Origin of the sequence: Bifidobacterium minimum (genome assembly GCF_000741645.1) — a bacterium.
In the GTDB taxonomy this organism is placed as follows: domain Bacteria; phylum Actinomycetota; class Actinomycetes; order Actinomycetales; family Bifidobacteriaceae; genus Bifidobacterium; species Bifidobacterium minimum.
This window is the reverse complement of sequence record NZ_JGZD01000005.1, coordinates 13017-38373: the sequence shown is the minus strand read 5'-3', so window position 1 is coordinate 38373 and position 25357 is coordinate 13017. Positions and strand designations below refer to the sequence as shown.

At 63.3% G+C, this 25357-nt stretch carries 21 protein-coding genes; 18 read left to right on the top strand and 3 right to left on the bottom strand.

The genetic code is table 11. The features are described 5' to 3' along the window. Positions 1–514: 514 nt before the first annotated feature. Both BMIN_RS01305 and trxA read right to left on the bottom strand, forming a co-directional pair. Positions 515–1531 carry an aggregation-promoting factor C-terminal-like domain-containing protein gene (locus BMIN_RS01305; RefSeq protein ID WP_022861826.1) on the bottom strand — a complete coding sequence of 339 codons (1017 nt, stop codon included), beginning with the start codon at positions 1529–1531 and terminating at the stop codon, positions 515–517. A gap of 207 nt (positions 1532–1738) precedes the next feature. Continuing rightward, positions 1739–2080, bottom strand: coding sequence for a thioredoxin (gene trxA, locus BMIN_RS01300; RefSeq protein ID WP_022861827.1), 342 nt, complete (start codon positions 2078–2080; stop codon positions 1739–1741). 189 nt (positions 2081–2269) lie between these two features. On the opposite strand from trxA, the gene BMIN_RS01295 reads away from it, so the two are divergent. The 13 genes from BMIN_RS01295 to BMIN_RS01235 all read left to right on the top strand — a co-directional run bounded on the left by BMIN_RS01295 (position 2270) and on the right by BMIN_RS01235 (position 18077). Then, positions 2270–2896, top strand: coding sequence for an NUDIX hydrolase family protein (locus BMIN_RS01295; protein WP_022861828.1), 627 nt, complete (start codon positions 2270–2272; stop codon positions 2894–2896). Between the two features lie 95 nt (positions 2897–2991). After that, positions 2992–3852, top strand: coding sequence for an alpha/beta fold hydrolase (locus tag BMIN_RS01290; RefSeq protein ID WP_022861829.1), 861 nt, complete (start codon positions 2992–2994; stop codon positions 3850–3852). After that, on the top strand, positions 3852–4877 hold the full coding sequence (nudC, locus tag BMIN_RS01285; protein WP_022861830.1) for an NAD(+) diphosphatase: 1026 nt from the start codon (positions 3852–3854) through the stop codon (positions 4875–4877). The genes BMIN_RS01290 and nudC overlap by 1 nt, the downstream gene beginning before the upstream one ends. A 40-nt stretch (positions 4878–4917) precedes the next feature. Further along, positions 4918–6642, top strand: coding sequence for a L,D-transpeptidase family protein (locus BMIN_RS01280; protein WP_022861831.1), 1725 nt, complete (start codon positions 4918–4920; stop codon positions 6640–6642). A gap of 63 nt (positions 6643–6705) precedes the next feature. Then, complete coding sequence (gene gcvH / locus BMIN_RS01275) at positions 6706–7113, top strand: glycine cleavage system protein GcvH (protein WP_022861832.1); 408 nt, start codon at positions 6706–6708, stop codon at positions 7111–7113. Next, positions 7110–8333 carry an App1 family protein gene (locus BMIN_RS01270; protein ID WP_022861833.1) on the top strand — a complete coding sequence of 408 codons (1224 nt, stop codon included), beginning with the start codon at positions 7110–7112 and terminating at the stop codon, positions 8331–8333. Before gcvH ends, BMIN_RS01270 begins: the two co-directional genes overlap by 4 nt. Positions 8334–8453: 120 nt before the next feature. After that, positions 8454–10826, top strand: coding sequence for a S9 family peptidase (locus tag BMIN_RS01265; RefSeq protein WP_241435587.1), 2373 nt, complete (start codon positions 8454–8456; stop codon positions 10824–10826). 99 nt (positions 10827–10925) lie between these two features. Further along, positions 10926–11966: a 3-isopropylmalate dehydrogenase gene (locus tag BMIN_RS01260; protein WP_022861835.1), complete on the top strand. Its 1041-nt coding sequence runs from the start codon at positions 10926–10928 to the stop codon at positions 11964–11966. A 64-nt stretch (positions 11967–12030) separates the two neighbouring features. Beyond that, complete coding sequence (locus BMIN_RS01255; protein ID WP_022861836.1) at positions 12031–12588, top strand: TM2 domain-containing protein; 558 nt, start codon at positions 12031–12033, stop codon at positions 12586–12588. A 17-nt stretch (positions 12589–12605) separates the two neighbouring features. After that, the gene (locus BMIN_RS01250) at positions 12606–13742 is read left to right on the top strand and encodes a lipoate--protein ligase family protein (RefSeq protein WP_022861837.1); all 1137 of its coding nucleotides are present in this window, start codon (positions 12606–12608) and stop codon (positions 13740–13742) included. A 46-nt stretch (positions 13743–13788) separates the two neighbouring features. Beyond that, on the top strand, positions 13789–14514 hold the full coding sequence (locus BMIN_RS01245) for a Crp/Fnr family transcriptional regulator (RefSeq protein WP_022861838.1): 726 nt from the start codon (positions 13789–13791) through the stop codon (positions 14512–14514). Positions 14515–14672: 158 nt separating this feature from the next. Beyond that, entirely contained in the window at positions 14673–16829 is a 2157-nt protein-coding gene (locus BMIN_RS01240; RefSeq protein WP_022861839.1) for a transglycosylase domain-containing protein, read from the top strand. A gap of 99 nt (positions 16830–16928) precedes the next feature. Further along, on the top strand, positions 16929–18077 hold the full coding sequence (locus BMIN_RS01235; RefSeq protein WP_022861840.1) for an NADH:flavin oxidoreductase/NADH oxidase: 1149 nt from the start codon (positions 16929–16931) through the stop codon (positions 18075–18077). A gap of 51 nt (positions 18078–18128) precedes the next feature. Here the strand turns inward: BMIN_RS01235 and BMIN_RS01230 are convergent, their stop codons facing one another. Further along, the gene (locus tag BMIN_RS01230) at positions 18129–19274 is read right to left on the bottom strand and encodes a quinone-dependent dihydroorotate dehydrogenase (protein ID WP_026647638.1); all 1146 of its coding nucleotides are present in this window, start codon (positions 19272–19274) and stop codon (positions 18129–18131) included. A 149-nt stretch (positions 19275–19423) separates the two neighbouring features. Here BMIN_RS01230 and BMIN_RS01225 point away from each other — a divergent pair, with 149 nt between their 5' ends. The 5 genes from BMIN_RS01225 to BMIN_RS01205 all read left to right on the top strand — a co-directional run bounded on the left by BMIN_RS01225 (position 19424) and on the right by BMIN_RS01205 (position 25349). Continuing rightward, entirely contained in the window at positions 19424–20164 is a 741-nt protein-coding gene (locus BMIN_RS01225; protein ID WP_022861842.1) for a polyprenol monophosphomannose synthase, read from the top strand. A 21-nt stretch (positions 20165–20185) separates the two neighbouring features. Further along, the gene (locus BMIN_RS01220) at positions 20186–20989 is read left to right on the top strand and encodes a DeoR/GlpR family DNA-binding transcription regulator (protein ID WP_026647639.1); all 804 of its coding nucleotides are present in this window, start codon (positions 20186–20188) and stop codon (positions 20987–20989) included. A gap of 21 nt (positions 20990–21010) precedes the next feature. Then, positions 21011–22414, top strand: coding sequence for a galactokinase (locus BMIN_RS01215; RefSeq protein ID WP_022861844.1), 1404 nt, complete (start codon positions 21011–21013; stop codon positions 22412–22414). Positions 22415–22434: 20 nt separating this feature from the next. Next, positions 22435–24978: a glycoside hydrolase family 31 protein gene (locus BMIN_RS01210; RefSeq protein ID WP_051126491.1), complete on the top strand. Its 2544-nt coding sequence runs from the start codon at positions 22435–22437 to the stop codon at positions 24976–24978. Between the two features lie 98 nt (positions 24979–25076). After that, positions 25077–25349, top strand: coding sequence for an ACT domain-containing protein (locus tag BMIN_RS01205; protein WP_022861846.1), 273 nt, complete (start codon positions 25077–25079; stop codon positions 25347–25349). The last annotated feature ends 8 nt before the right edge of the window (positions 25350–25357 follow it).

Genomic DNA, 25357 nt, shown 5'->3' with positions numbered 1-25357 from the left:
CGGGGAAAAGCATCGGTGCGACTCGTGCGGTCCGGGAGGCCCGCCACGCCGCAGCGAAACCGTTCGGGGCGTCCTTTCCGTGGTGGTGCGGGCCGTCCGCAATTGCTGCGGCCGTAGGTGCGGCGTTTCTGGTCATGGTCATGTGAGTCCACTGTCATGTGGGTCCGCTTTGGGGGAATAACCATGAAGAGGCGTCCGGTCACCGTCATCGGTTAGTGGTTGTCGTCATCCTGTCATCGTCTTCGTCATTCTGTCTGGTGTTGCGAGGTGGAGAAGCACCTGTCCGGAGCAGCAAATGATGAGAGAGAGACACGCACACTCTTATCGTTCTCAGGTGACGGGGTTCGAGAGACCACACGGTTCGAGAGACAACAGGATTCGGAGCCGAAATTCATAAACGCATACGGCGCCTTCTTCCCGTTGGAACCCTCTCCCCGTTGGAATGGGGACGAAGACGCCGCGGAGAAGAGCCTTCCGAGTCAGAGGTACCGGATGGCGGATCAGAGGTAGCGGATCAGTAGGAGCTGTGGGCCTGCCAGTAGGAGTAGGCTCCCTGGACGCTGCCATATCGCTGCGCGCAGTAGCCCCAGAACCATTTGAGCTGCGTCTGGTAGTTGGTGGCCCAGTCCGACCCGGCGGAGGCCATCTTGCTGCCCGGAAGGGCCTGGGGAAGTCCATAGGCGCCACTGGGATTGACGGCGTTGACCCTCCAGCCGGACTCGTGGGAGATGATGTACACGGTCGCGGTAAAATCCGCCTCGGTGTATCCGTTGGACAGCATGTAGTCGTGCGCCCATTTCTGCATGTCGCCGACGGGCGTGGTCGTTCCGATGTCGGTTGATGCCGCGGAGGACGACGACGATGACGATGACGACGAGGTGGTCCCCGTTCCCACGAGGATGACCTCGTCGACGGGAGCCTTTTTGACGTATGAGGTGAAGATGTTGGATTCGACGATATGCGATCCCGAACGTGTCACCAGGCTGGTCGTCTCCATGACGCCTTTGACGCCCTGTGTTTTGACCTGCTCGGTTCCCTTGGGGAGCGCGGATGTGGTCTTGCGCACGACGTTGAAGGCTATCGACGTGGTGCTGGTCTGAAGATCCGCTGATGCGCGGGTGATGGTGATGGACGTCGATTCGGAGACCTTGGTCGTCAGCGAGGGGGAGATGGTGTCGTCGGGATCCAGCGTGATGTCTCCGGCATCGAGGACGGATTTGACATCGGTGAACTTCGTGCCCAGCACCACACGGGACTTGCCGTTGATCGTCACCGTGACCATGGCGGTTCCCGCTTTGAGGCCTTTGATGGGCTGCCGATCGTACCCACGTGACACGTCAAGCGCGCTGCTGTCCGTAGCCGAGTACGCGGTGACGCGTGACTTCGAGGACTGCTCCTGCGCGTAGAAGTTTCGGGAGACCGCAGCTCCGGATGCCAGAAGTCCCACGGCCGTGAGCGTCGCCACGATGCGAACCCACTGCTTTTTGCTCAGGGACGTCAAGGTCGTTCTTCGCCTGCGGTGGTTGGCCATTGCTCTCCTTGATCGACCGTTCAGATATGCGCCTCGTCTATTGATAACAGACGACCCAAGAGGGTGTCCGCCGTCAACGTTGGCTGCATGACGCGGCTACTTGGTATACGCATCCGGCGACCATAATAGCCCTGCGGGGGCCCGAGTCCAAATGACCCGGTGCCGGGGAAGGCCCGGACCGGGTCGTTCGATCCATCGCGGACGCCGTCATTCCGCCGTTTTCGACATATCCAGATTGCGTGCCTGCGTGATGAGATCATCAAGATCCGAGGCGCGGAGCGCGCCCGCCTGCTTGAAGATGATCTGTCCCTTCTTGGACACCATGAGCGTGGGGATGGACTGTATTCCGGCGGCGCCCGCCAGCTCCTGGTTCTGGTCGACGTCGACCTTCGCGAAGACGATGTCGGGGTTCTTTTCGCTGGCCTGCTCGAAAACCGGTCCGAAGGCCCGGCAGGGGCCGCACCAGGTGGCCCAGAAATCGACGAGGACGATGTCGTTGTCGGTGATGGTTTTCTCGAATGTTTGGGTGGTCACGGCTTGGGTTGCCATCGGGGGTGTCCTTTCATGGGGTGATGCGCGGTGCGGCGCAGCGCTGTTATGTCATCATCATGCCACCAGGGTTGGTGAAAAAACGTCGAATCCGCTGACGGCACATCCATAAGACCGTCCATAAGGTGGCACCATGTGATGTCATGTAGCGGCAACGTGCCGGCATGACGATGGAGGGATAATGGGAGCATGCCAGTCCTGAACGATGAGGTGCCCGATGAGGGCGACTATGACGAGGGCCGTCGCCGTGGAGAGTTCGACGGCATAACCCCCGAGGATTTCGTGAGGGGGTCGGGCCGGGACAATCCTCCCGGATGGTTGTCCGCGTCCGAGATACAGCGCGTCCGCCGGCAGACTCCGATTCCATACGTGGAGGTCGTCCCCGTCCGGACGGATGATTTCGGTCGCGTCGTCGCCGTCGGGTCGCTTCTGCGCGTGACCGATGACGGATCGGTGAGTCGCACGCTCATCGCCGGGCGCGTGCTTTTTCACGAGACCATCCGCGAGGCCATAGTGCGCAACATCTCCAAGGATCTGGGCGAGATAGCGCTTCCCGTTCTTCCTCAGAGCCCCACGCCCTTCAGCGTCGCCGAGTTCTTCCCCACTCCGGGCGTGTCGGAGTTCTATGATCCCCGACAGCACGTGGTCGCGTTGTGCTACGTGGTCCCGATCGCCGGCGACTGCAAGCCCCAGGACGAGATGCTGGACGTCGAGTGGACCGATCCCGTCAGAGGCGAGATGGACGTCGTCATCTCGCAGATGGGCAACGGCCACGGTCGCATCGTCCGGCAGGCCTTGGCCTGGGCCGGCCTCTGAATGGGTGATGGTGACGACCCGCATGGACGCAACGCCCGCGCGGGTCGCTCCCGAGTGGCGGGATCGGCATCCCGCGTGTGCAAGGAAGGTTGATTATGACCATAGATATTCATAACACTCCGTACCGCGTATCAGGCCCCGACCAGGGATACCCCATGGTGCTCATCAACGCCTTTCCCGTCGATCACCGCATGTGGGACCGTTGCGGGAGGGAGATCGTGCGGATGTCCGAGGAAAGGGGAATGGATCCCTTCGCGGTCTGGGCCCCCGACATGCCGGGCTCCGGGGACTCTCCCGTTCCCGACGACCACGACACCGGGAACATGGCGGATGACGGTTCGTATCCGGACGCCCTGGACAATCTCACGGACGCCTATGCGCGTCTGGTGTCCGATGCCGGTTTCTCCGGAGCCATCTGGGTGGGGCTCTCCATGGGAGGATATGTGGCTGCCGATATGCAGCGGCGGCATCCCGATATGGTCGAAGGCCTGGCGTTATGCGACACCAGGGTCGGCGTCGATCCGCCACGGGCTCGCCAGGGGAGGTTGGATTGCGCATCCTTGGCACTGTCCCGCCACGACGTGTCTCCTGTCCGGCACTTCGCCGAGCCGAAGGAGGGGGATTCGACGGTCAAGAGATCGCAGGATTTCATCGTTCCGTTCTCCGAATGGATTGCCGAGCAGACGCCGGAGGGCATCGCCTGGCGTCAGCGCATGGCCGCGGGCAGGGACGATCTGACCGATCAGCTGGGATCGGTGACCGCGCCGGCCGCCATCGTCGTGGGGGACAGGGATCCCTCAAGCTCCGTTGATTCCATGCGGTCCATGGCCGCCGCGATGACCTCGACGAGCTGCGCCTTCACCGTGGTGGAGGACTGCGGTCATTTCAGCGCGTTCGAGCATCCGCGTACCGTCGCCGGAGCTCTTGTCGATCTGGCCGAGCGGGTCAACGGCTGATGGCGGTACCTCCCTCCTTCGCCACGGCGATGCCCCTGCCCTTCCTGCCTCTCGCGCAGGGCGACGTCGACTATCAGGTGGATCGCCGTGCCGATCCCCGTCTCATCCCGGACGCGCTCGCCGATCCATCCACGTCGGTTGTCGCCGTGTGCGCGGGGAAGCTGGCTGTGCCTCGAGGACAGGCCAGTCGTCTGGTCATGAGATCGGCGCGTGTGCGTCTGGCGACCATCCCCGGCCCCTATGCACGAACGTGGCTGGGAGAGGAGCGGAACGTCATATGGATGTATCTGGGGTCGTACCCTCGGGGGGACTCCCGCGCGTCGGTGGTGGCCGTGGACATCGGCTCATCGGACGCCGGCCGGGAGGGGGACGCGGGGCCCGAAGCCATCCTTGAGCGGATGAGGATGCGTTTCGATTGGGTGTCTCTCCGTGACGTCGCCCCTCATGCGTCGGCGCGTGACGCGGGGCTTGCGACGACGGCGAGCTCATTGAGCGTATGGCATTCGAGGCAGTCGTTCTGTCCGATGTGCGGGGCGACGGTCGTGGCGGCACTGTCGGGATGGGGGCAGCGATGCCGTGGCGATGACCACCACCTGCTGTTCCCAAGGGTCGAGCCCGCGGTCATCACGTCGGTCGTCGACGGCGACGACCGTCTTCTTCTGCAGCACAACGCCGAGTGGGATGACGATCGTCTGTACTCGGTGTCGGCGGGATTCGTCGAGTCGGGGGAGAACCTGGAGCACGCGGCCCGGCGCGAGGCTCGCGAGGAGACGGGGGTCGGACTGGGCGAGGTCCGCTATCTGGGATCCCAGCCGTGGCCCTATCCGGCGTCGTTGATGGTCGCCTTCACGGCCCGGGCGAGAAGCATCGACATCCACGTTGATGATAGGGAGACGGTGGACGCGCGGTGGATGTCACGTGAGGAGTATTCCGACGCGTTGACGTCAGAGACGATGGTGGCTCCCGGAAGGGCGACCATAGCGCGGTACATGATCGAACAATGGTACGGTCGGGAATTGGACTGATCGTCGGCGAGGACACGAGACATGGACGGAGGGTCACACGATGATCGATGGTGGGCGTGGCTTCAACCATGATGGTGACGGTGGGGGCGATGGCGTCGGTACGGGCGATGGCGTCGGCCGATCCTCCCGTTCGGGGGGGCACGTGCATGACGGTGCCGACTATCCCGATCCCGACTATCCCGATCCCGACTATCCCGGTGCCGACTATCCCGACTCCGGCGATGTTTACTACGAGGATGTGGACGATGAGCCCATGCCGCTGTCCGCCGTCTCGGACGTGACCGACGAGGAGGTGGTGAGGAAGCGCGAATCGAAGAGACAGAGCATCGGGCTGGTGGTTTTCGCCGTCGTCTGCGCTTTGTGCGCGCTCGCCGTCGGCATCGGTCTCCGCCTTGCCGAATCCCACTATCGCGACCGCGCCCTTCCGGGAGTCACGTTCGCCGGATCGTCGGTGGCGGGCATGACGTCCGCGCAGCTCAAGGATACGGTGACGCGGGCGGCGAAACGGACCGGCCTGAACCTTTCGGACGGCGACTCGCAGTCCGCGAAGGCCACGCTGGAGGATCTCGGGGTGACCGTGAAGGTCGCGCCGACGGTCCGATCCATCCTGTCGGCCAAAAGGAACTCGAACGTCTTCCTGAGGTACATGCCGTTCACCGGCGAATCGGTCGACCTGACGGTGTCGCGCGATGACACGGCCCTATCCGAGTATCTGACGAAACGGTTCGTGCGCAAGGCCGACAGGCCGGTCGCCTCCACCATCGGCTATGACAAGTTTCACAAGGTCTTCATCGTCAATGGAGGGCTTCCCGGCAAGGCCCCGCAGTCCACGGTGATCAGGGACGCCATCGATGACGTGGTGTCCGATCCGGGGAGCTTCAAGGATGTCACCTTCCGCTATGAGCGTGCGGAGATGCCAGTGTCGATCGAGACGGCGACGGCGGCGGCGCAGAAGGCGAACTCGCGTCTGGGTCTGTCGTTGTCGGTCACCGGTGGGGGCCGACGGCTCGACGTGGACCGCGCGACGATCGCCTCATGGGTGGTGGCGAAGGGGAACTCCGTCAAGGGGACCATCTCGCTGAGCTACAGTCGGGACGCGATAAGGGAGTATCTGGAGAAGAAGCTTCCCTCAAGCGTGGGAAGGACGATGGTGAACGAGAAGGACATCGTCGACGGCTCCGGCAAAACCGTCATGGTCGACGTCAAGGGAGTCGATGGCGTGACGGTGTCCAACGTCGACGAGCTCGTGGATTCCCTCCATTCCGCCGTGAAGTCGGGGACGTCGGGTTCGTTCTCGGCGACGACCACCACCCAGCCCCATGGAAAATCTACGGTGGTCGTCGACATGCGGATCGTCGTGGATCTGAGCGCGCAGACCGCCACCGTGTACAAGGGGTCCCGTGTCGCCGCGCGGTTCCTGGTCTCGGCGGGACAGGGGGCAGCGGAGGGATCGACTCAGAGTCATGTGGTCAAGACGGCCAAGAAAGCCTCGGTGAGCGTGTCGTCGTCGAAGACGGGTGATGGCGGGGCTTCGACTAGCGCCTCATCGTCCTCTGCTGCCTGGGTGACCTATTACGGCTCGTCCCAGGCGTTTCTGTCGGCTTCCTGGAGCGACGAAAGCATCAAGACGGGGAATCCGTCGTCCGCCCCATCCTCTTCGTTCGTCGATATGTACTCCTCCGACGCGCAGTGGATATACACGAACTGTCCCAAAGGCACCCGCGTCCAATTCACTGGGACGGCGCCATCGTCGTCGGTGCGGTGAGCGCGCACGCGCCGACGACGTCCGTGACGTGGTGACGGCCGATGCCCGCGGTATCCTGTGTCTATGAGCACTGATGAGACAGATCGCCCCGGACGAATCGATGTTCCCGAGCAGCTGAGCTACTCGCAGGAGCACGCATGGATCGACGATTCCGTCGATCCCGCGGTCATAGGAATCACCGAGTACGCGGCCGACCAGTTGGGCGAACTGGTCTATGTGGATCTCCCCGAGGTCGGGGATACGGTCCAGGCGGGGGACGAGGTCGTGGAACTGGAATCCTCCAAGGCCGTGCAGCCGCTGGTGTCTCCGGTCGCGGGCGTTGTGCGTGCGGTGAACACCGAGGTTTCGGACGATCCGGCGCTTGTCAACAATGATCCCTATGGGGAGGGATGGCTGATCAAAATCGCCTTGGATGACAACGAGCCCGACATGTTGACATCGGAAGAGTACACACGCATCATTCAGTCATGAGCGAGGGAAGTGGCGACATCGTGAAACCAGCCTCCGAACCGTCCGACGATATGCCGACCGTGCCTATTCCGGCACGACGGGTGATGACCATCTTCGATGCCGCGTCACGCCATGAACGCATCGAGGCCAAACCGCCCGTGGTCCGGCTCGCACGTCGGATCATCACGCGTGTTTTCGGACTGTGGCTGAGAATATCCACCTTCTTCGTGCGCAATCTTGGATGGCGGGAGCGCGTCGAGCCCTATGTTGGATACGGCACGGACGATTATTCGCGGCTGGTGTGCCGCACGGTGTACGGTCCGGCCAGACCGCGCTCCGGTATGGCCAATAGGGGGATCCGCGGAATGCTCACGGTTCCCGCGCCACGGGTGAGGGTGCGCATCGCCATCGATCGGATTCCGGTGGAGACGGTGCAGATCGGGGCGTCGGAGGTCTATGACAAGGTCGACCCCTCCGTGCGTACGGATAGCAGATCGGCCGCGTCCGATGCGGCCGGCTATCTCGATCTGGTCGCCGAACGTCGCCTGTCCCCGGGAATCCACGATGTGTCGTATCGCGTTCATGGCAGGGCCCCGGTCCACGCGAATCTGTTCACCATCGCTCCGGGAACGCCGGTCGGGGTCATCTCCGACGTCGACGATACGATTATGGTCACGCAGGCGCCGACGTTGTGGAAAGCGGCCTACAACCTTCTTCTCCTCAATCCGCGCAAAAGGGTTCCGGTCCCGGGCATGGGGGCGCTGTTCACCCGCATATCCGACCTCTTCCCCGAGGCGCCGTTCTTCTATCTGTCGACGTCACCGTGGAATGTGGAGGGATCCATCCGACATTTCATCGCCGACCACGGATATCCGCAGGGTCCGTTGCTGCTGCGCGATCTGGATCCTCGACCGAAGACGTTCGTCCCCACCGGAGTGCAGCACAAGCTGGAGTTCGCCGAGCAGCTTATGGCGGATTTCCCCGCGATGAGGTTCATCCTCATCGGGGACGACGGCCAGCGGGATCCGACGACCTACGCCACCATCGCCAGAAGATATCCGGGAAGGGTTCTGGCGATCGCCATCCGCCAGCTCAGCCCGCGCGAGTCGGGCCCCTGGGGCGGCGTGTCGGGCGTGGCGACAACGCAGCCCGCTCCGGTCACGGACGTTCCGGTGTTCATGGGAACGACCGGCGCGAACCTGATGTCGACGATGATCCCCTTCCTCCGCCAGTTCCGCTGAGGCGCGGCGGCTGTCCGCCATGCGCAGGGGACGGTCACGCGCCGACCGGCCCGCGAGGATGCCGTGGCCCGTACGTCCGGCGGCGAGGCGTACGGGGGGCCGATGCCTACAATGGCCGTCATGACCAATGAGCATGGGCGCGGGAGCGTCATGGACCATGATGTGCCGGAGCCTCCTGTGGCGAGGATCCTTCCGCGGGCCCGGATCCATCATCACGACGTTGTCCAGGACCCCTATGAATGGATGAGGAACTCCGAGGACCCCGCCGTGGCGGAGTACGTCCGGGCCGAGAACGAGTACTGCCGGGCCCGAACGGCCCATCTCCGGACGCTGCGGACGACGCTTTTCGAGGAGATCAGATCGCATGTTCAGGAGACGGACATGTCCGTCCCCGTTCGCGTGGACGGCTATTGGTATTTCGGCAGGACCGTCGAAGGCCGCCAATACGGCATGCAGTGCCGCATCCCCGTGAGGTCGGATGACGATTGGGACCCTCCCGTCGTTGATCCGTCGTCCGTTCCCGGCTCGCTTCCCGGCGAGGAGATCATCTTCGATGCGAACGCGGAGGCCGAGGGGCATGACTTCTTCCGTCTGGGGGGAATGGACGTCAGTAGGGATGGCCGTCGGATGCTCTACGGGGTTGACGTCACGGGCAACGAGCGCTATGACTTCCGCGTCCGGGATCTGACGACGGGCGAGGATCTGCCTGATCGTCTCACGTCGTTGGGAGGGGCCTGTCTGACGCCCGATGGCCGCTGGGTGTTCACGGTCGAGGTGGATGACGCGTGGCGTCCCTGCGCGATATGGCGTCATCGCGTCGGAACGGACCAGAGCGCCGATGTCGAGGTGTACAGGGAGCGGGACGAGCGGTTCTGGATATCCGTCGGCATGAGTTTCGACGAGTCGCTTATCGTCATCAGCGTGGATTCGAAAACGACCTCGGAGATGTGGACGTTGGACGTGCACGATCCGCAGGGCGAGTTCGAGGTGTTCATACCCCGGCGCGAGGGAATCGAATACAGCGTGGGGTTCTCCACGCTGGAGGGCGCGGGGGATTCCGGGGAGGACGTCCCCATAGCGGTGGTCTACCACAACGTCGTCAATCCCAATTTCGAGTTCGATGTGGTGGATCTCCGGTCGCATCGTCCCCCGTATTCCCTGGGCGAGGGGATCGTCGTGGCGCAGGGATCGCCCTACGGGTGCGAGAAGGGGGATGCCGTGATTCCCGGCGCGTCCGCGCTTCCGGCCGGAACGTCCTACGACGATCCGCGCAATCCCGCCGTTCTGCGCGGCGCTCGTGGTCTGACGCTGGATGGCATGTCGGTGCGCCGCGACTATGTCGTGATGGCCTATCGCGCCCAGGGACTGCCGCATATGGCCGTGATATCCAAGCGCGAGGCCGTCGAGGACTATCGGGCCGGACGCCCGTGGGGATTCAGGGAGGTCGTCGTCCCCGAACTGACGAATGACGATATGGCCGAGGACGAGGGTCGCCTGTATTCGGTGGGCATGTCGGGGAACCCCTCGTATGACGCGCCGCGCGTGAGATACTCCTTCACGTCGCTCACCAGACCCGGAGAGCTTCACGAGTACGATCCGGTCGGTGGCGAGGATCGTCTTCTCAAGTGCGCGGAGGTTCCCGGCGGCTTCGATCCACGGAACTATGCCGAGCGCCGCGTATGGATCACCGCGCGCGATGGCGAGCGGATCCCCCTCTCCCTGGCCTGGCGACGCGACCTTCTGTCCGGCGGGCGCCGTCCGGACGGTTCGGCGGCCCCGATGTTCATCACGGGATACGGGGCCTATGAGATCAGTTCGGATCCGGGTTTTTCGACGGCGAGACTGAATTTCCTTGATCGCGGGGTGCTCTATGCGGTCGCCCACGTCCGTGGCGGCGGCGAGATGGGGCGCGCCTGGTATGAGCAGGGGCGTCGTCTGTCCAAGAAACACACCTTCGAGGATTTCGTGGATGTGACCGAGGGGCTCCAGCGCCAGGGCTGGGGGACGCCCGCCACGACGGTGGCCAACGGTGGGTCCGCGGGAGGTCTTCTTATGGGTGCCGTGGCGAATATGGCGCCTTCGCTGTACGCCGGCATCGAGGCCGATGTCCCGTTCGTCGACGCGCTGACCTCGATATTGGATCCGTCCCTTCCCCTGACGGTGACCGAATGGGATGAGTGGGGTGACCCGTTGCACGACGAGGAGGTCTATCGGTATATGAAGTCCTATTCGCCGTACGAGAACGTTCCGCGGACCCCGGATGAGGCGCGCCATTTCCCGCGCATACTGGTGACCACTTCCATGAACGACACCAGGGTTCTGGTCGTCGAGCCCCTGAAATGGGTGGCCAGCCTCCAGGCCGTGGGCGTTGACGCGATCGAGAGGATCGAGGTCGAGGCCGGGCACGGAGGGGCTTCCGGCCGATACCGTCAGTGGGAGGATCTTGCCTTCGAGAACGCCTGGTGTCTTGACGTCATGGGGATCACCCGTTAGATCCGGTGATCGTGGTGATGGTCGCGTGACGTCCATGGAGTGTCCATTCCCCGAACCACTTCGTGGACACCACGAGGAAGTCGGGTAGTCTGCCGAGCTATGGGCACTGATAAGAAGACATTGCGCATTGCGGTCATCCCCGGCGACGGAATCGGCAAGGAAGTCACCCCCGTGGCGCAGGCGGCGCTGGACAAGGCGACCGAGGGCATGGTCGATCTCGATTACGAGTCGTTCGATCTGGGTGCGGAACGGTATCTGCGCGACGGTCAGATCCTCCCCGATGAGGATCTGGAACGCATCAAGGGCAAGGACGCGATACTGCTGGGCGCGGTTGGCGATCCGCGCATCAAGGCCGGGATATTGGAGCGCGGGCTTCTTCTCAAACTGAGGTTCGCCCTTGACCAGTATGTGAATCTCCGTCCATCCAAGCTGTACCGCGGAGTGACTTCGCCGTTGTCCGATCCCGGTGACGTCGATTTCGTCGTCGTTCGCGAGGGGACTGAGGGTCTGTATTGCGGCGCAGGCGGGGCGATTCGCCGTGACACTCCGGCGGAGGTCGCGACCGAGGTGTCGATCAACACCGCGTACGGCGTCGAGAGGGTGGTCCGGTACGCGTTCCAGCTGGCCATGCGCCGCCGCCGCCACGTGACTCTCGTCCACAAGAAGAACGTGCTGGTCAATGCCGGCGATATGTGGCAGAGGATCGTCGACCGCGTCGCGAAGGAGTTTCCCGAGGTCGACCATGACTATCTGCACATCGACGCGGCGACCATCTTCCTTGTGTCCCAGCCATCGCGGTTCGACGTCATCCTGACCGACAACCTCTTCGGCGACATCCTCACCGACGAGGCGGGCGCGGTCGTGGGAGGCGTGGGGTATTCGGCCTCGGGCTGCATCAACGCGACGAACGACTACCCGTCGATGTTCGAGCCGATCCACGGGTCCGCGCCCGACATCGCGGGACGGGGTCTGGCCAATCCCACCGCGGCGGTGCTGTCCGCGGCGATGCTTCTGCGTCATCTGGGCTTCGATGGTCCCGCTGACGCCATCGACGGGGCCGTCGAGGCCGACATCGAGGAGTCGGGATCCACGTCGCGTTCGACCGATCAGGTGGCCGCCGATATTCTCGCCAGGATCTGATCGGAGAGAAGATTCTGACCGTGAGCGGAGATTTACGGACTTCGCGATGGTCTATCGTTGACGTATGAGCGAATTCACCAATCCCGGCACCTCCGGTCAGGAGGGCGTCCCCGGTCAGGGGCCCACCCCCGGTCAGGGATCCACCTCCAATCAAGGATTCTCCTACGACTACGACCAGGGCGCTCCGCAGTATCAGGCGTCGCAGCAGCAGAACCCCCAGTACGGGCAGTACGGGAATCCCCCGGATCAGGGTTCCCCCCAGTACCAGAACGCGCCGAACTACCAGTCCGGGCCCACCGGTCCCATGCCGGGATACCAGCAGCCCTACGGATCCTATCCCGGGCAGACGCCCGCGGGCGTCCCCTACGGATATGTACCGAGAGAGAAGATCGTCGCCGGGCTGCTGGCGATTTTTCTGGGGGGATTGGGAGTCCACAATTTCTATCTGGGGTATACGGGCAAGGCCATAGCCCAGCTGCTGCTGACGATCGTCGGGTGGATCATCGTCGTTGGCCCCATCGTCGCGGTTGTCTGGTCGTTGATCGAAGGGATCCTCATCCTCTCATCGAATTGGGGGTCTCCGTGGCATCGTGACGCCAAAGGCGTGGAGCTCAGGGATTAGGGGAACCTCTTCGTTCTATGCGTGCGACATACAAGGTACCCGGCGGAAAACTGGTGGGGGTCGACGTGACGCTGTCGGCCGATGGCACACCCCAATCGTGCCGTATCGATGGTGATTTCTTCATGGATTCTCCGTCCGACGAGCGTTCTAGTGGGTTGCTGGATGAGCTCGCCGAGACGCTGGTCCACGGTGGTTCCGTGGCTGATGTGCTCGCGCGTTATCCCGATGTGCGGATGATCGGCGTCGATGCGGATGCCGTGGAGCGTGCCTTTCGCAGGGCCGTCCTCGCCGCCTCTTCATGCGGGTCAGAGTCGATTCACGGATCCGTTGCCCACGGATCCGTCGCTCACGAAGTCCCTGATGGGCCAATGACCGCGAATGACGGCTTTTCATCCGGCCGTGGAGCGCGGATGCCTGGGAGACCGCGCGGTTCCATGGATGAGGCCGCGCGGCGTCTGAGGCTATCGTCGCTTCATCCGCGCATCATCCACGATCACCCGCGGTCCCCTCAGGATCAGATGGACACCGATGAGAGATGGGCGCGTCTGGCCGCCAGAGGCGAGATGGGACCGACGCTGCGGTTCTGGGAATGGGCGTCGTCCGCGGTGGTCATCGGGCGCTTCCAGTCCCTGGACGCCGAGGTCGATCGGGATGCCGCCCGGCGCGGAGGCTTTTCCGTCGTGAGACGATGCACGGGCGGGGGTGCCATGTTCATCGAACCGGGAAACACGATCACCTATTCCCTGATCGCCCCATTGTCGTTCGTCTCCGACGTGACAATCGAGGAATCGTACAGGCTCTGCGACCAGTGGCTCGTCGACGCGCTGGGGGATCTCGGCATGGACGCCTTCTTCTCGGGCGTGAACGACATCGCCTCCCCCAAGGGAAAGATCGGAGGAGCCGCTCAACGCCGTTTCCCGGCCAGCGGTGACGGGCCGGGATCCGTCCTGCATCACGTCACGATGGCCTATGACATCGATGCGCGGACCATGTCGCGCGTACTGACGCCCTCCGCGGAGAAGTTCGCCGACAAAGCCGTCCGCTCCGCCGCCAAACGCGTCGATCCGCTGCGCTCGCAGACCGGTTTGGACAGGAGCGACCTCGTCGCGCGTCTCATCGGGTCGGCGGCGGTTTCCATGAGGGCGGTAGAATGATGCGGGATCATGGACGATTCGTAGTCGAGGAGGACTGGAAGTGGCGATGAATGCGCTGAAGCCGAACGCGATTCCGGATGAGGACGACGACAACGCCCTGCTTCACGCCGCCCTCTTCAAGCAGGTTCCACCGGATCAGTCCCGTGAGCTTCTGTCGCATCTTCGCCGCAGGACATGTCTCAAGGGGGAGTGCATATTCCGCGAGGGCGACACCGATCAGCGTATGTATCTGCTGGAAAGGGGGAGGGTCAAGCTCATCCGTCAGTCCTCCGACAACCGCGTGCAGCTGCTGAGCATCCACGCCCACGGGGATGTTCTGGGGGAGATACCGGTTTTCGATCCCTCCGGAGGTCCCCGCACCGCCTCCGCGGTGGCCATGTCCAACGCCACGCAGGTCGTCTGGCTTGAGCATGACGTTCTGTTCGCATGGCTCAATGAGCATCCGCGCGTCGCCATAGACATGCTTCAGGTGCTCGCCAATCGCATGAGGGCGAACAACGAGCGCATATCCGATCTGGTGTTCATGGACGTCCCCGGACGATTGGCCAAAACCCTGATCAATCTGGGCGAGAGATTCGGCAGGCCGGTGGAGGAGGGCATTCTCGTCCCTCATGATCTGACGCAGGAGGAGATGGCCCAGCTGGTGGGATCGTCCCGCGAGACGGTGAACAAGGCGCTGATGGATTTCGCCAGTCGCGGATGGATAGCTCGCGAGGGGCGGTCGATTATCATCTATCAGCCGGGGATGCTCATCCGCCGCGCGCGCAGATAGTCTCACGCTCGGAGGCTGTTGTACGCGTGATGGACCGCGTTCGGAAAACATGCGGCAATCATCGGGAAATCGTTCGTCCAGCCCTCAGGTTGTGAGGGATTGGGGATAGGCTGCGCATGTTCCTCCTTCGGTAGACTGTCGGTCATAGAATGGTCAGCATGCCAAAGAAGAAGAGCTCCCTGACACTCAAGCGCGTCTTCGCGCTGCTTCTCGCCTACGTGATGCTGTGCTTCGCGGGGGGCGTCGTCGCCAGTCTGGCTCTTCTGCCGGCGGCGGTCGCGATTAACGGCACGGTGAAGGCGACTCTGCCCTCCCTGTCGGTGGAGGGCATCGATTTCGATGTGACGAGTCTTCCGCAGAAGTCCCGGATCTTCGCCTCCGACGGCAAGACGGTGATCGCGTCCTTCTACGCGCAGAACCGTGTGGTGGTTCCCATCAAAAGCATTTCCTCCTACATGCAGAAGGCCGTCGTCGCGCGTGAGGACAAGCGGTTCTTCCAGCACAAGGGCGTGGACGTTCAGGGGGTTCTGAGGGCCTTCGTCCAGACGTATATCAAGAAGGGCGATACCCAGGGCGGATCCTCCCTCACCCAGCAGTACGTCAAGAACGTTCTTCTGGTGCAGGCGCAGGAGGATGACGACCCGATAGCGGAGTACCACGCATCCGAGGACACCGTGGCCAGGAAGATCCGCGAGATGCTCATCGCGGTGCAGATGGAACGCAAATACACCAAGGCCGAGATCCTCCAGGGGTATCTCAACATCGCCCAGTTCGGACGCAACAGCCTTTACGGGGTGGAGGCCGCGGCCAAACGGTACTTCAACGTCAGCGCGAAGGATCTCAACGTCGTGCAGTCCGCGACCATCGCGGCGATCACGAAGAACCCGACCCAGTACGACCCCTCGGTCAAGGCCAACCAGCCGGAGGCCGAGAAGCAGCGCAACATCGTGCTCGACCTCATGTATCAGCAGGGATTCATCACCAAGAAGCAGCATGACGAGGCCCGGGCCACGCCGTTGGTCAAGACGCTCGACATCCAGGACGTCGAGCTGAACTCGGGGTGCCAGTCCGCGGGGGACGCGGCCTTCTTCTGCGACTACGTCACCAACCAGATCCTCAATTCGAAGGAGTTCGGCAAGACCCGCGCCGAGCGCGTGCGGCTTCTCAATCAGGGCGGGCTCGACATATACAGCACCATGGACGTGAAAGCCAACGCCGCGGCCATGAAGACGGCGAGGGACACCATCCCCGTCAATGACCCCAGCCAGTTCGAGGTGGCCATCGCGGCCATACGCCCCGGCACGGGGGAGGTTCTGGGATTCGGCATCAACCGCACCTATGACGCGACCGATGCCGCCCGCGACGATCCCACCAAGACGGCGATCAACTATGCGGTCGATCAGAAGGACGGCGGCGGAATGGGATGGCCCGTCGGATCCACATGGAAGCCGATCAACATGGTCGCGTGGATGCTGGCGGGGCATTCCATCAACCAGTATCTTTCCACTTCGACCGTCTATAACATCAGCAAGTTCAAGTGCGGTCAGCACAAGTTCTCCGGCTATTGGTCCGTGCACAACGCCGACGGCTCGACGGTGAACCCCGAGTCGCCCTTCCTGGCCCTGGTCCACTCTCACAACACGACGCAGGCGGCCATGGCCTCGGTTATCGGACTGTGCGCCATCGCGGACACCGCGAAGACTATGGGATACGAGAACTCCCCGGAGGGGGAGGAGGACGTGTACTCCAGCAACTCCTTCAATGCGCCGATGGTGATCGGAGCCGTGCAGGCCTCGCCCCTGACCATGGCCAACGTCTATGCGACGATCGCGGCGAAGGGCGTCGAGTGCACGCCGATCGCGATGACCAAGGTCCTCGACGCAGCGGGCAACCAGCTCAAGGTCCCCAGCGCGAACTGCCATCAGGCCATTCCCGAGGATGTGGCCCAGACGGTGGCATATGCCATGAACCAGGGCGTCGTCCGGTCGGATGGTGTCGCCTCCGTCACCCAGCTGAACAATAAGCGCAAAACGTTCGCCAAAACGGGAACCAACGAGGAGAACTACATGCTCACGGGCGGATTCGTGCCGCAGGTGGCGTCCTTCGTCGCAGTGGGCAATGCCGAATACCAGGTGGACTTCACGGGCAAGACGATCAATGGCGTCACGCACTCCACATGGTACGGCGAATACATCGCCGCTCCCGCGTGGAAGGAGTTCATGGACACCTATCTGCAGTCCGCGAACATCGCGCAGGACAACAGTTACGGAACGCCCGCCACGAAGTTCACCAAGACGTCATACAGCACGAACTGAGCGCTTGTCCGAACGGCGGGAATATTCTCCGCAGGTGCCTCCCGGTGACGTCTCCGCCCCTACAATGGGAGAGGGTGTGATGTCGTGAAGGGAGACCAAATGGCCAAGTCGACGCAGTATTCACACAAGTCCGGTTCCCATGGGGGAGCCATCCATGGTTCAAAGGGGCCGGATCTTTTCGATCCCATGTCCATTCGGGGCATGAGGGTGCGCAACCGCATCTGGTTGCCTCCCATGGACACCTATTCCGTTTTCGCACGGGACGGGAAGCCCACTCCTTTTCATTATCAGCATTACGTCTCCAGGGCGATGGGCGGATTCGGCCTGATCATCGCGGAGGCCACGGCGGTCAGCCCAGAGGGGCGTATATCGCCATGCGACGTCGGACTATGGAACGACGATCAGGTGGAGGCGTGGCGCTGGATCGTCAGGGATGTCCGCGATGCGGGCGCGGCCATGGGGGTGCAGCTCAACCATGCCGGACGGAAGGGGTCCACGGGATGCGTTCCGACCGGCCATATCGCCGAGACGGTTCCACCTGAGGAAGGTGGCTGGGAGACCGTGGGGCCATCCGCCGACCCGTATGGCCGCTATGCGGCTCCTCGGGCTCTGGACGGCGAGGGCATACGGGCGGTTATCAGCGATTTCGCGTCGGCGGCGACCCGGGCGGTGGCCGCGGGATTCCAGTTCGTCGAGATCCATGCGGCTCATGGATATCTGATCTCGCAGTTCCTCGATCCCCTGGTCAATCATCGCGACGACGAGTACGGCGGCGATCTGGAGGGACGCGCGCTGCTTCTCATCCGGGTCGTGGATGCCGTTCGCGCGGTGATCCCGGAGGATATGCCTCTGTTCGTCCGTGTTTCCGCCACCGATTGGGCTCCGGGGGGATGGGATCTGGATCAGACGATCGCATTGTCGAGGACGCTCGCCTCGCGTGGCGTCGACCTGATCGACGTGTCCACCGGGGGGATCGTTCCCGGCGTCGCCGTTCCCGTGGAACCGGGATATCAGGTGCCGTTCGCCAGAAAGGTCAGGCAGGGGGCGGATGTTCCCGTCACCGCGGTCGGACTCATCACCAAGCCCAAACAGGCCAAGAGGATTCTGCGCAATCATGACGCCGATGCCGTGGAGATCGGCAGGGCCGCGCTCCGTGACCCGTACTGGCCGTTGCGTGCCGCGCACAAGCTGGGGATCGACGCGAAGGACGCGCCCTATCCCTTCCCCTATCAGCGCGGCGCGTTCTGACGCAGGATGTGACGCAATGCGGAACGCCGTCGCGCGTGGCCGCGTTATCGCCTATGCGTCGATGCCAACCGCCTGCGACACGGCGTCGAATCCGTCGCGGCGGAGGAGCTCGGCCAGACCTCGTTTGAGGACGGTGATCTGCTGGGGGCCCCGGTACATCAGAGAGGATATGAACATCACCAGTGATGCACCGCATCTGATCTTCTCATAGGCCTGCGCTGGCGTGAAGACGCCTCCCACGCCGGCGACGGTGAGCCTGTCGCCGAACTCGCGGTATGTCCTCCGGATGAGTTCGTTGCCACGCCGGTAGGTCGGCGATCCCGACAGCCCGCCCAGCCATTCCCGTGGAACCGCGATGCCTTCGCGGTCCTTCCGAAGATTGGCCAGGGTAACGCCCTGGACGTCATGCTCGGTGAGGACCTCGAGAAGCTCCCGGAACCGCGGCCACGGAAGGTCGAATGGCATCTTCACCATTGTGGGCTGCCTGCGATCCACGCCGTCGAGGACGTCGAAAAGCCTGTCGAGGTTGTCGGGGTCGCAGAAGGGCTCCCCGGCCCGGGTGTTGGGGCAGGAGATGTTGACTTCCACCATGGCGGTGCGGTTCGCCGCGCGCTCCAGCGAGATCCTGTAGTCCTCGATCCCTTCGTCGAGATCGCCGACCTTGTCGTCGTTGGTCCGTGCGATGGACACGGATATCTGCATTCCCCGCGATTCCGCCCACGCCCGTTCGGCCCTGTCGATCACCGCGGCGCTGCCGTCGTTCGCCAGCCCCACATGAACCAGCATCGAATCGTATTCGGGAAGGCGGTGGAACCAGGGACGCTCATTGCCGTCGCACGGGCGGGATGTGGTCGAGCCGATCGTCTCGAACCCGAATCCCGCGTGGTCGAGAACGGTCGCCATATCGCAGTTCTTGTCCAATCCGGCCGAAAGCCCCAGGGGGTTCGTGAAGTCGATGCCCATGACGGTGGTCTCCAGAACCGGGTCCGTGTAGTCGAGCATCTCACTGAGAAGCCACATCAGGGGGGCGATCCGTCCCGTCGTGCGGCAGAAGGCGATCATCCGCTCGTGCGCCTCGTCCGGGGGGATGGAGAAGACCATATGTGGCTTGACGACATGACGGTATCCGAAGGTGAAAAGATCGGTGGTCGCCTTGTTAACGGCGTCATGCCAGAAATCGTTCGAAACAAATCCCATGCTGGACATTATCGCACCTTTCGTGGCCGAAGGGGAGGCGTGAACGGATATCGTCGCGCGGATGGCGCCATAAGCGGCATGGGCGTTACAGTGGAGGGGTGAGTAAGACATCCGACTGCCCGGGGTCCGGCGATGCCGTGTGCGTGGTAATGCCGACCTATGACGAGCGCGAGAATCTCCGATTGACGCTGGCCGGGATCCGATGGTTCGAGCCGCACGCCGACATTCTGGTCGTCGATGACTCGTCCCCCGACGGCACGGGTGATCTTGCCGATGCCATGGCCCGCGAGGACGGACACATCCACGTTCTCCACCGGCCGGAGAAGAATGGTCTGGGGCCGGCGTACCGCGAGGGGTTCAGGTGGGCGCTCGACCATGGGTACGACATCGTCTGCGAGATGGACATGGACGGTTCGCACCGGCCTGCGGATCTGGTCAGGGTTCTTGACGCCCTGCGCCGTGACCGCGTGGTGGATCTCGCCATCGGGTCCAGACGCGTGGGGAGAGGCGGAACGCAGGGGTGGCCGTGGTACCGCGATTTCATCTCGAGAGCCGGATCGTGGTATGCCCGCATGATGCTCGGTCTCGCGGTCCGTGACATGACGGCCGGCTTCCGCGCCTACCGGGCGGATATCCTTCGTCGGATCGACGTGGAGTCCGTGCAGTCGAACGGCTATGTGTTCCAGATCGATATGACGCGTCGGATCGCGCAGGCCGGAGGACATATCGTCGAGGTTCCCATATTGTTCGTGCAGCGCACGCGGGGCCGGTCGAAGATGGACTCGCGCATTGTTCGGGAGGCGATGATCCGGGTGACCCAGTGGGGCATGGAGCGTTGGCGCTCACATGGGCGTGGTTCTAGGGGTTTCGACGCTTCGTCCGACATATAGGAAGTTTACTTTTGCGCGGAGATGTGCGATAATGTGCGAGTGATTTCTTCGCAACGACAGCATCTCATCCTCAGCCGTCTGCGTACGCGCGGGGCGGTGCGCATTACCGCGCTATCGCAGGAGCTGGGCGTCTCCGCGATGACGATCCGGCGCGACATCGCGGATCTCGCCGATAAAGGGCTTCTTAAACGGGTGCATGGTGGAGCCATCAGCACCAGCACGCTGCTGAGCGAGCCATTGTTCTCCGTCAAATCACAGATGGACATGGGTCTTAAGGACGCCATCGCCCGAGCGGCCGTCGATTATGTCTCCCCGGGCGACGTCATCGCGATAGGAGGGGGGACCACCGCCTATGTCTTCGCCCAGCATCTGCTTGAGTCCCAGCGCTGCGAGGGCATCACCATCCTCACCAACTCCATGCCCGTGGCCGAGCTCGTCCAGGCCATCGAGTCCAAGGAGGTCGAGGTCATCGTCACGGGAGGCGTCATCACGCGGTCGAACGCGCTTGTCGGGCCCATCGCCGACAAGGTCGTGGCCTCCCTGCGCGTCAACACGGTCTTTCTGGGAACGCATTCGGTGTCGCTTCCTCGGGGATTCCTCATGCCGAACTCACTGGAGGCGGCGACCGACATGGCGATGATGGACATCGCGGACCGCACCATCGTCATCACCGACCACACGAAGTGGAGCAGCACGTCATTGTCGCTGTTCGCCCGTTTCGATCAGGTCGACACGGTGATCACCGACAGTGGGCTTGCGCCTCATTCCATCGAGGAGACGCGGAAACTGATAGACAACCTTGTGCTGGTCGATGTCGACCAATAAGAAAAGGAGAGTGAGCGACAAGTGAGCGACGGGACTGTCACCAAGGATGGGAATCCCGGATTCGCCTATTACACGCCAGGCGAGTATGCGCGCGAGAACATCCGCATAACCCCGACCACGCTGTCGGACGGCAGGGATTTCTTCTATCTCGACGATGAGCCCGAATACGTCAGCGGCGAACGAACCCGTGAGCTGCATGATCCCCGCGATCTTCCCGACCGCTTCGCCCCGCACCGTGACGCCGACGGCAATCTCGTCCCCTATCAGGAACCGCGCATGCGGCGGGATCCTCTGACGGGCGACTGGATCCCCATGGCGACAGCGCGCATGAACCGCCCGATCACCGTGGGCAAGGGCGCGACGGTCACCGGTAACCCGCTCGCGGCACGCAGGCCGGGCGCGGAATACCAGGACGGCGAGATCCCCGACGTCGATTACGATACGGATCTGGAGGGACTCCGGGCGGGTGGCGTCGACGGGTGGGCCGCGTATCCGGTCGGAGTGGCGTGGGCGCTGCGCCGAGAGGGATTCCCCTCGGTGAGGGGTTTCGACCCGGCCTTCGTGTCCTGCGTGCCGCTGGGATCGGGACTGAGCTCATCGGCCGCGATGACGTGTTCGACCGCGTTGGCCCTTGACGGCGTGTTCTCTCTGGGATGCGCGGAAACCGATGAGGGACGTATCCGGCTCATCCAGGCCGCCATGTCCGCGGAGAACGATATGGCGGGAGCCTCCACCGGAGGCCTGGACCAGAGCGCGTCGCTGCGCGCCACTGCGGGACATGCTCTGCTTCTCGATTTCCGTCCCGAGTTGAGCGCGATGGACAGCGCTCGGCAGGAGCCCTTCGATCTGGAGCGGTTCGGGCTTGAGCTGCTGGTGGTCGACACCAGGGCTCCTCATCAGCTCAATGACGGCCAGTATGCCCAGCGTCGCTCCGCATGCGAGTCAGCGGCGAAGCTTCTGGGAGTCGCCAATCTCCGTGTTCTGGCGGATCGGATCCTGTCGAGCGAGGATCGGCAGGGCGCTCTCGAGGAGGTTCTGAACCGGCTCCCTGATGCGACCACGAGGAAGCGCGTGCGTCATGTCATCACGGAGATCGGCAGAGTGCCGAGGTTCATCGAGGCCTTCGGCCGTGGCGACGTGGACGAGGCGGCCCGGCTTTTCGACGCCTCTCATCAGTCGCTTGCCGACGATTACGAGGCCACCGTGCCGGAGCTTGACGTCGCGGTCGAGGTGGCGAGGCGGATGGGCGCCCACGGCGCCAGGATGACCGGCGGCGGGTTCGGGGGGTTCATCATCGCGATGGTCGACAAAGGCGAGAGCCGCCATGTGGCCGAGGCCATCGCCCAGGAGTTCGCGACTCGTGGATTCCGACAGCCGCAGTATCTTACCGCGGTTGCGTCGGCGGCGGGATGCCGTGAGGACTAGCGGTTGCGGAAGGGAGTGCCATGGCCTCGGGTGATGGTGATGACGTATGGAGGGATTTCCTGTCCCGGACGCGTCCCGTGATGCGGGACGACGCGGTGGTTCAGGGTGATCATTGGCGTGTGGGCGTGCTGTCGGATGCGCTCGTCAGACTGGAGTGGTCGGATGACGGCGGGTTCGAGGACCGTCCGTCGCAGGTGGCCGTTACGCGCGATTTCGGTTCCACTCCTGACTACGAGGTCTCCCGCCGTGACGGGATCCTGAGGATCGAGACCTCCGCCTTCCGGCTCGAGTACGATATGCGGCCTTTCAGCCGTGAGGGGCTGAGCATAACGGCCAAAGGGTCGGACGGGCATGCGAACACCTGGCACTATGGCGATGGCGGCAGGCATGGCAATCTCCTCGGAACCGCGAGGACCCTCGACCAGGCCGATGGCGGCGTGCCGCTTGACCAGGGCGTGGCATCGCGTGACGGCTGGGCGGTGCTCGACGATTCCACATCGAACGTCTTCGTGCCCGACAACGGCCGGAGTTCGAATCCCTATGGCGCGTGGATCGCGTCGCGCGGGGAGGGCGGAATCGATCTTTACGTCTTCGCCCACGGGCACCGCTATGCCGACGCCGTGGCCGATCTCTACCGTCTGACGGGCCGCACGCCGCTGCTGCCGCGCTGGGCACTGGGGAACTGGTGGAGCCGGTATCACCGGTATTCGCAGGACGAGTACCGCGCGCTCATGGACCGCTTCGAGGCGGAAAGGATCCCGCTGACCGTCGCCGTTCTGGATATGGACTGGCACATCACCGATCCCGATCCGGAATATGGTTCGGGATGGACCGGGTACACATGGAACAGCCGGCTTTTCCCGAATCACCGGGCTTTTCTGGAGGATCTGCACAGGCGCGGACTCAGGGTGACGCTTAACGTGCATCCACGCGACGGAATCAGGGCCTTCGAGGACGGGTACACCGAGGTGGCGCGGGAGATGGGGATGGATCCGAAGTCCGGTCGTCCCGTGCTGTTCGATCCCACCGATCCGCGTTTCGTGCATGCCTATCTTGATCTTCACCACCATCTTGAAGCGGAGGGCGTCGATTTCTGGTGGCTGGACTGGCAGCAGGGCGGCGTCACCCGGCAGAAGGGCCTCGACCCCCTGTGGATGCTCAACCACATCCACTGGCTTGATTCGGGACGCGACGGTCGGTGGCCCATCACGTTCTCCCGCTATGCCGGACCCGGCTCTCACAGATATCCCGTCGGATTCTCCGGCGACACGGTCGTCTCGTGGAGGTCGTTGGATTTCCAGCCCTATTTCACGGCCACCGCGTCGAACGTCGGCTACGGCTGGTGGAGCCACGACATCGGCGGCCATATGCTTGGCATCCGTGACGAGGAGCTGGAGGCACGCTGGTATTGGCTGGGCACGTTCAGTCCGATCAACCGCCTTCATTCGACGGATTCGGAGTTCTCCAGCAAGGAGCCGTGGAATTTCGCGGAGCCGGCGAGAACCTCGATGGTCGAGGCCCTGCGTCTGAGGCACAGGCTTGTTCCCTACCTGTACACCATGGACTGGCGAGCCCACGATGAGGGAAGGCCCGTGGTGGAGCCCATGTATTGGGAGCATCCCGATCAGGGGGAGGCCTACGAGTTTCCCGACGAATACCGTTTCGGAACGCAGCTGGTGGTGGCGCCCATCACGCGTCCGGACGACCGCGCGATGGCGGCCGGAAAGGCCGACGTGTGGCTGCCTTACGGGCGATGGTTCGATTTCCAGACGGGGCGGCGATACGAGTCGTCGTCGCGGAGCGGACGGCGGATTGCCGCGTGGAGAAGACTTGATCGCATTCCGGTGTTCGCGCGGGCGGGCGCGATCGTCCCCCTGCAGGATGACGATGCGGCCTCGACTCGCGGTGCCGTCAATCCTTCGAGAATTGAGATTCTGGCATTCCCCGGTGCCGACGGCGAGTTCGTCATGCGCGAGGACGATGGACGCTACTGCGCGGACGACTCCCGCATGGCCGTGTCCGACACCACGATCCGTATGGAACGGGACGGAGGCGTCATCACCGTGTCCGCCGCATCGGACCCCGACGTGGTTCCCGAAGTCCGCGACTGGACCATCACCGTCCGTGGCGCCGCGACGTCCCGTGTCGAGGTCGACGTCGCCGGAGCGCGCGTGGATGCGGAGACGGTCTACGACGAGTCGACTCTGAGCCTGAGCGTCAGGATCCCCTCGGTTTCCGTGCGGTCCGATATGGAGGTTCGCTTCCTGGACGGCATCGTCGTCGCGGACGACCCGTGGATGCGGGACGCGTTCGATGTGCTTTACCGCACGCGTATGCACTATCTGACCAAGGAGCAGGCCATGTCGGCCATCAGAGGCGAGGGGAAGGCGGCCGTGGCGTCGCTGTTCTCCCTTGAACATGGCGCTGGCGTCGGCGATGGCGATGCTGGAGCGTGTGAAGGAGAGGATCGTGCCGGCGGTGATCTGCATGCGGGGCATATGCCGATAAGCGTGGTGTCCGGGTTGTCGGAGGTGCTTCTGCGTGGCGGCGTTCCGTCGGCCTGATGGACGCGACGCCTGATTTGTGCGGGCGTATCCATATACTTGGTCACGAATCCGCGCGCCGGTGAGGGCTGCCGGCGCATTCTCGTCTCAGGAGCTCCATGAACAAGGCAATCATCACCGTTGTGGGTCAGGATACCGTTGGAATCATCGCACGCGTGTGCACCTATCTGTCGCAGCATGGCGTGAACGTCCTCGACATCTCGCAGACGATCATCGATGGGTTCTTCAACATGATGATGATCGTGGACTATGGCGGGGCCGATGAGGAGTTCTCCGCCATGGTCGGTGATCTGGACTCCATCGGCGAGGACATCGGTGTGCGCATCAGATGCCAGCGCGAGGAGATCTTCACCCGCATGCACCGCGTCTGAGCCGCAGG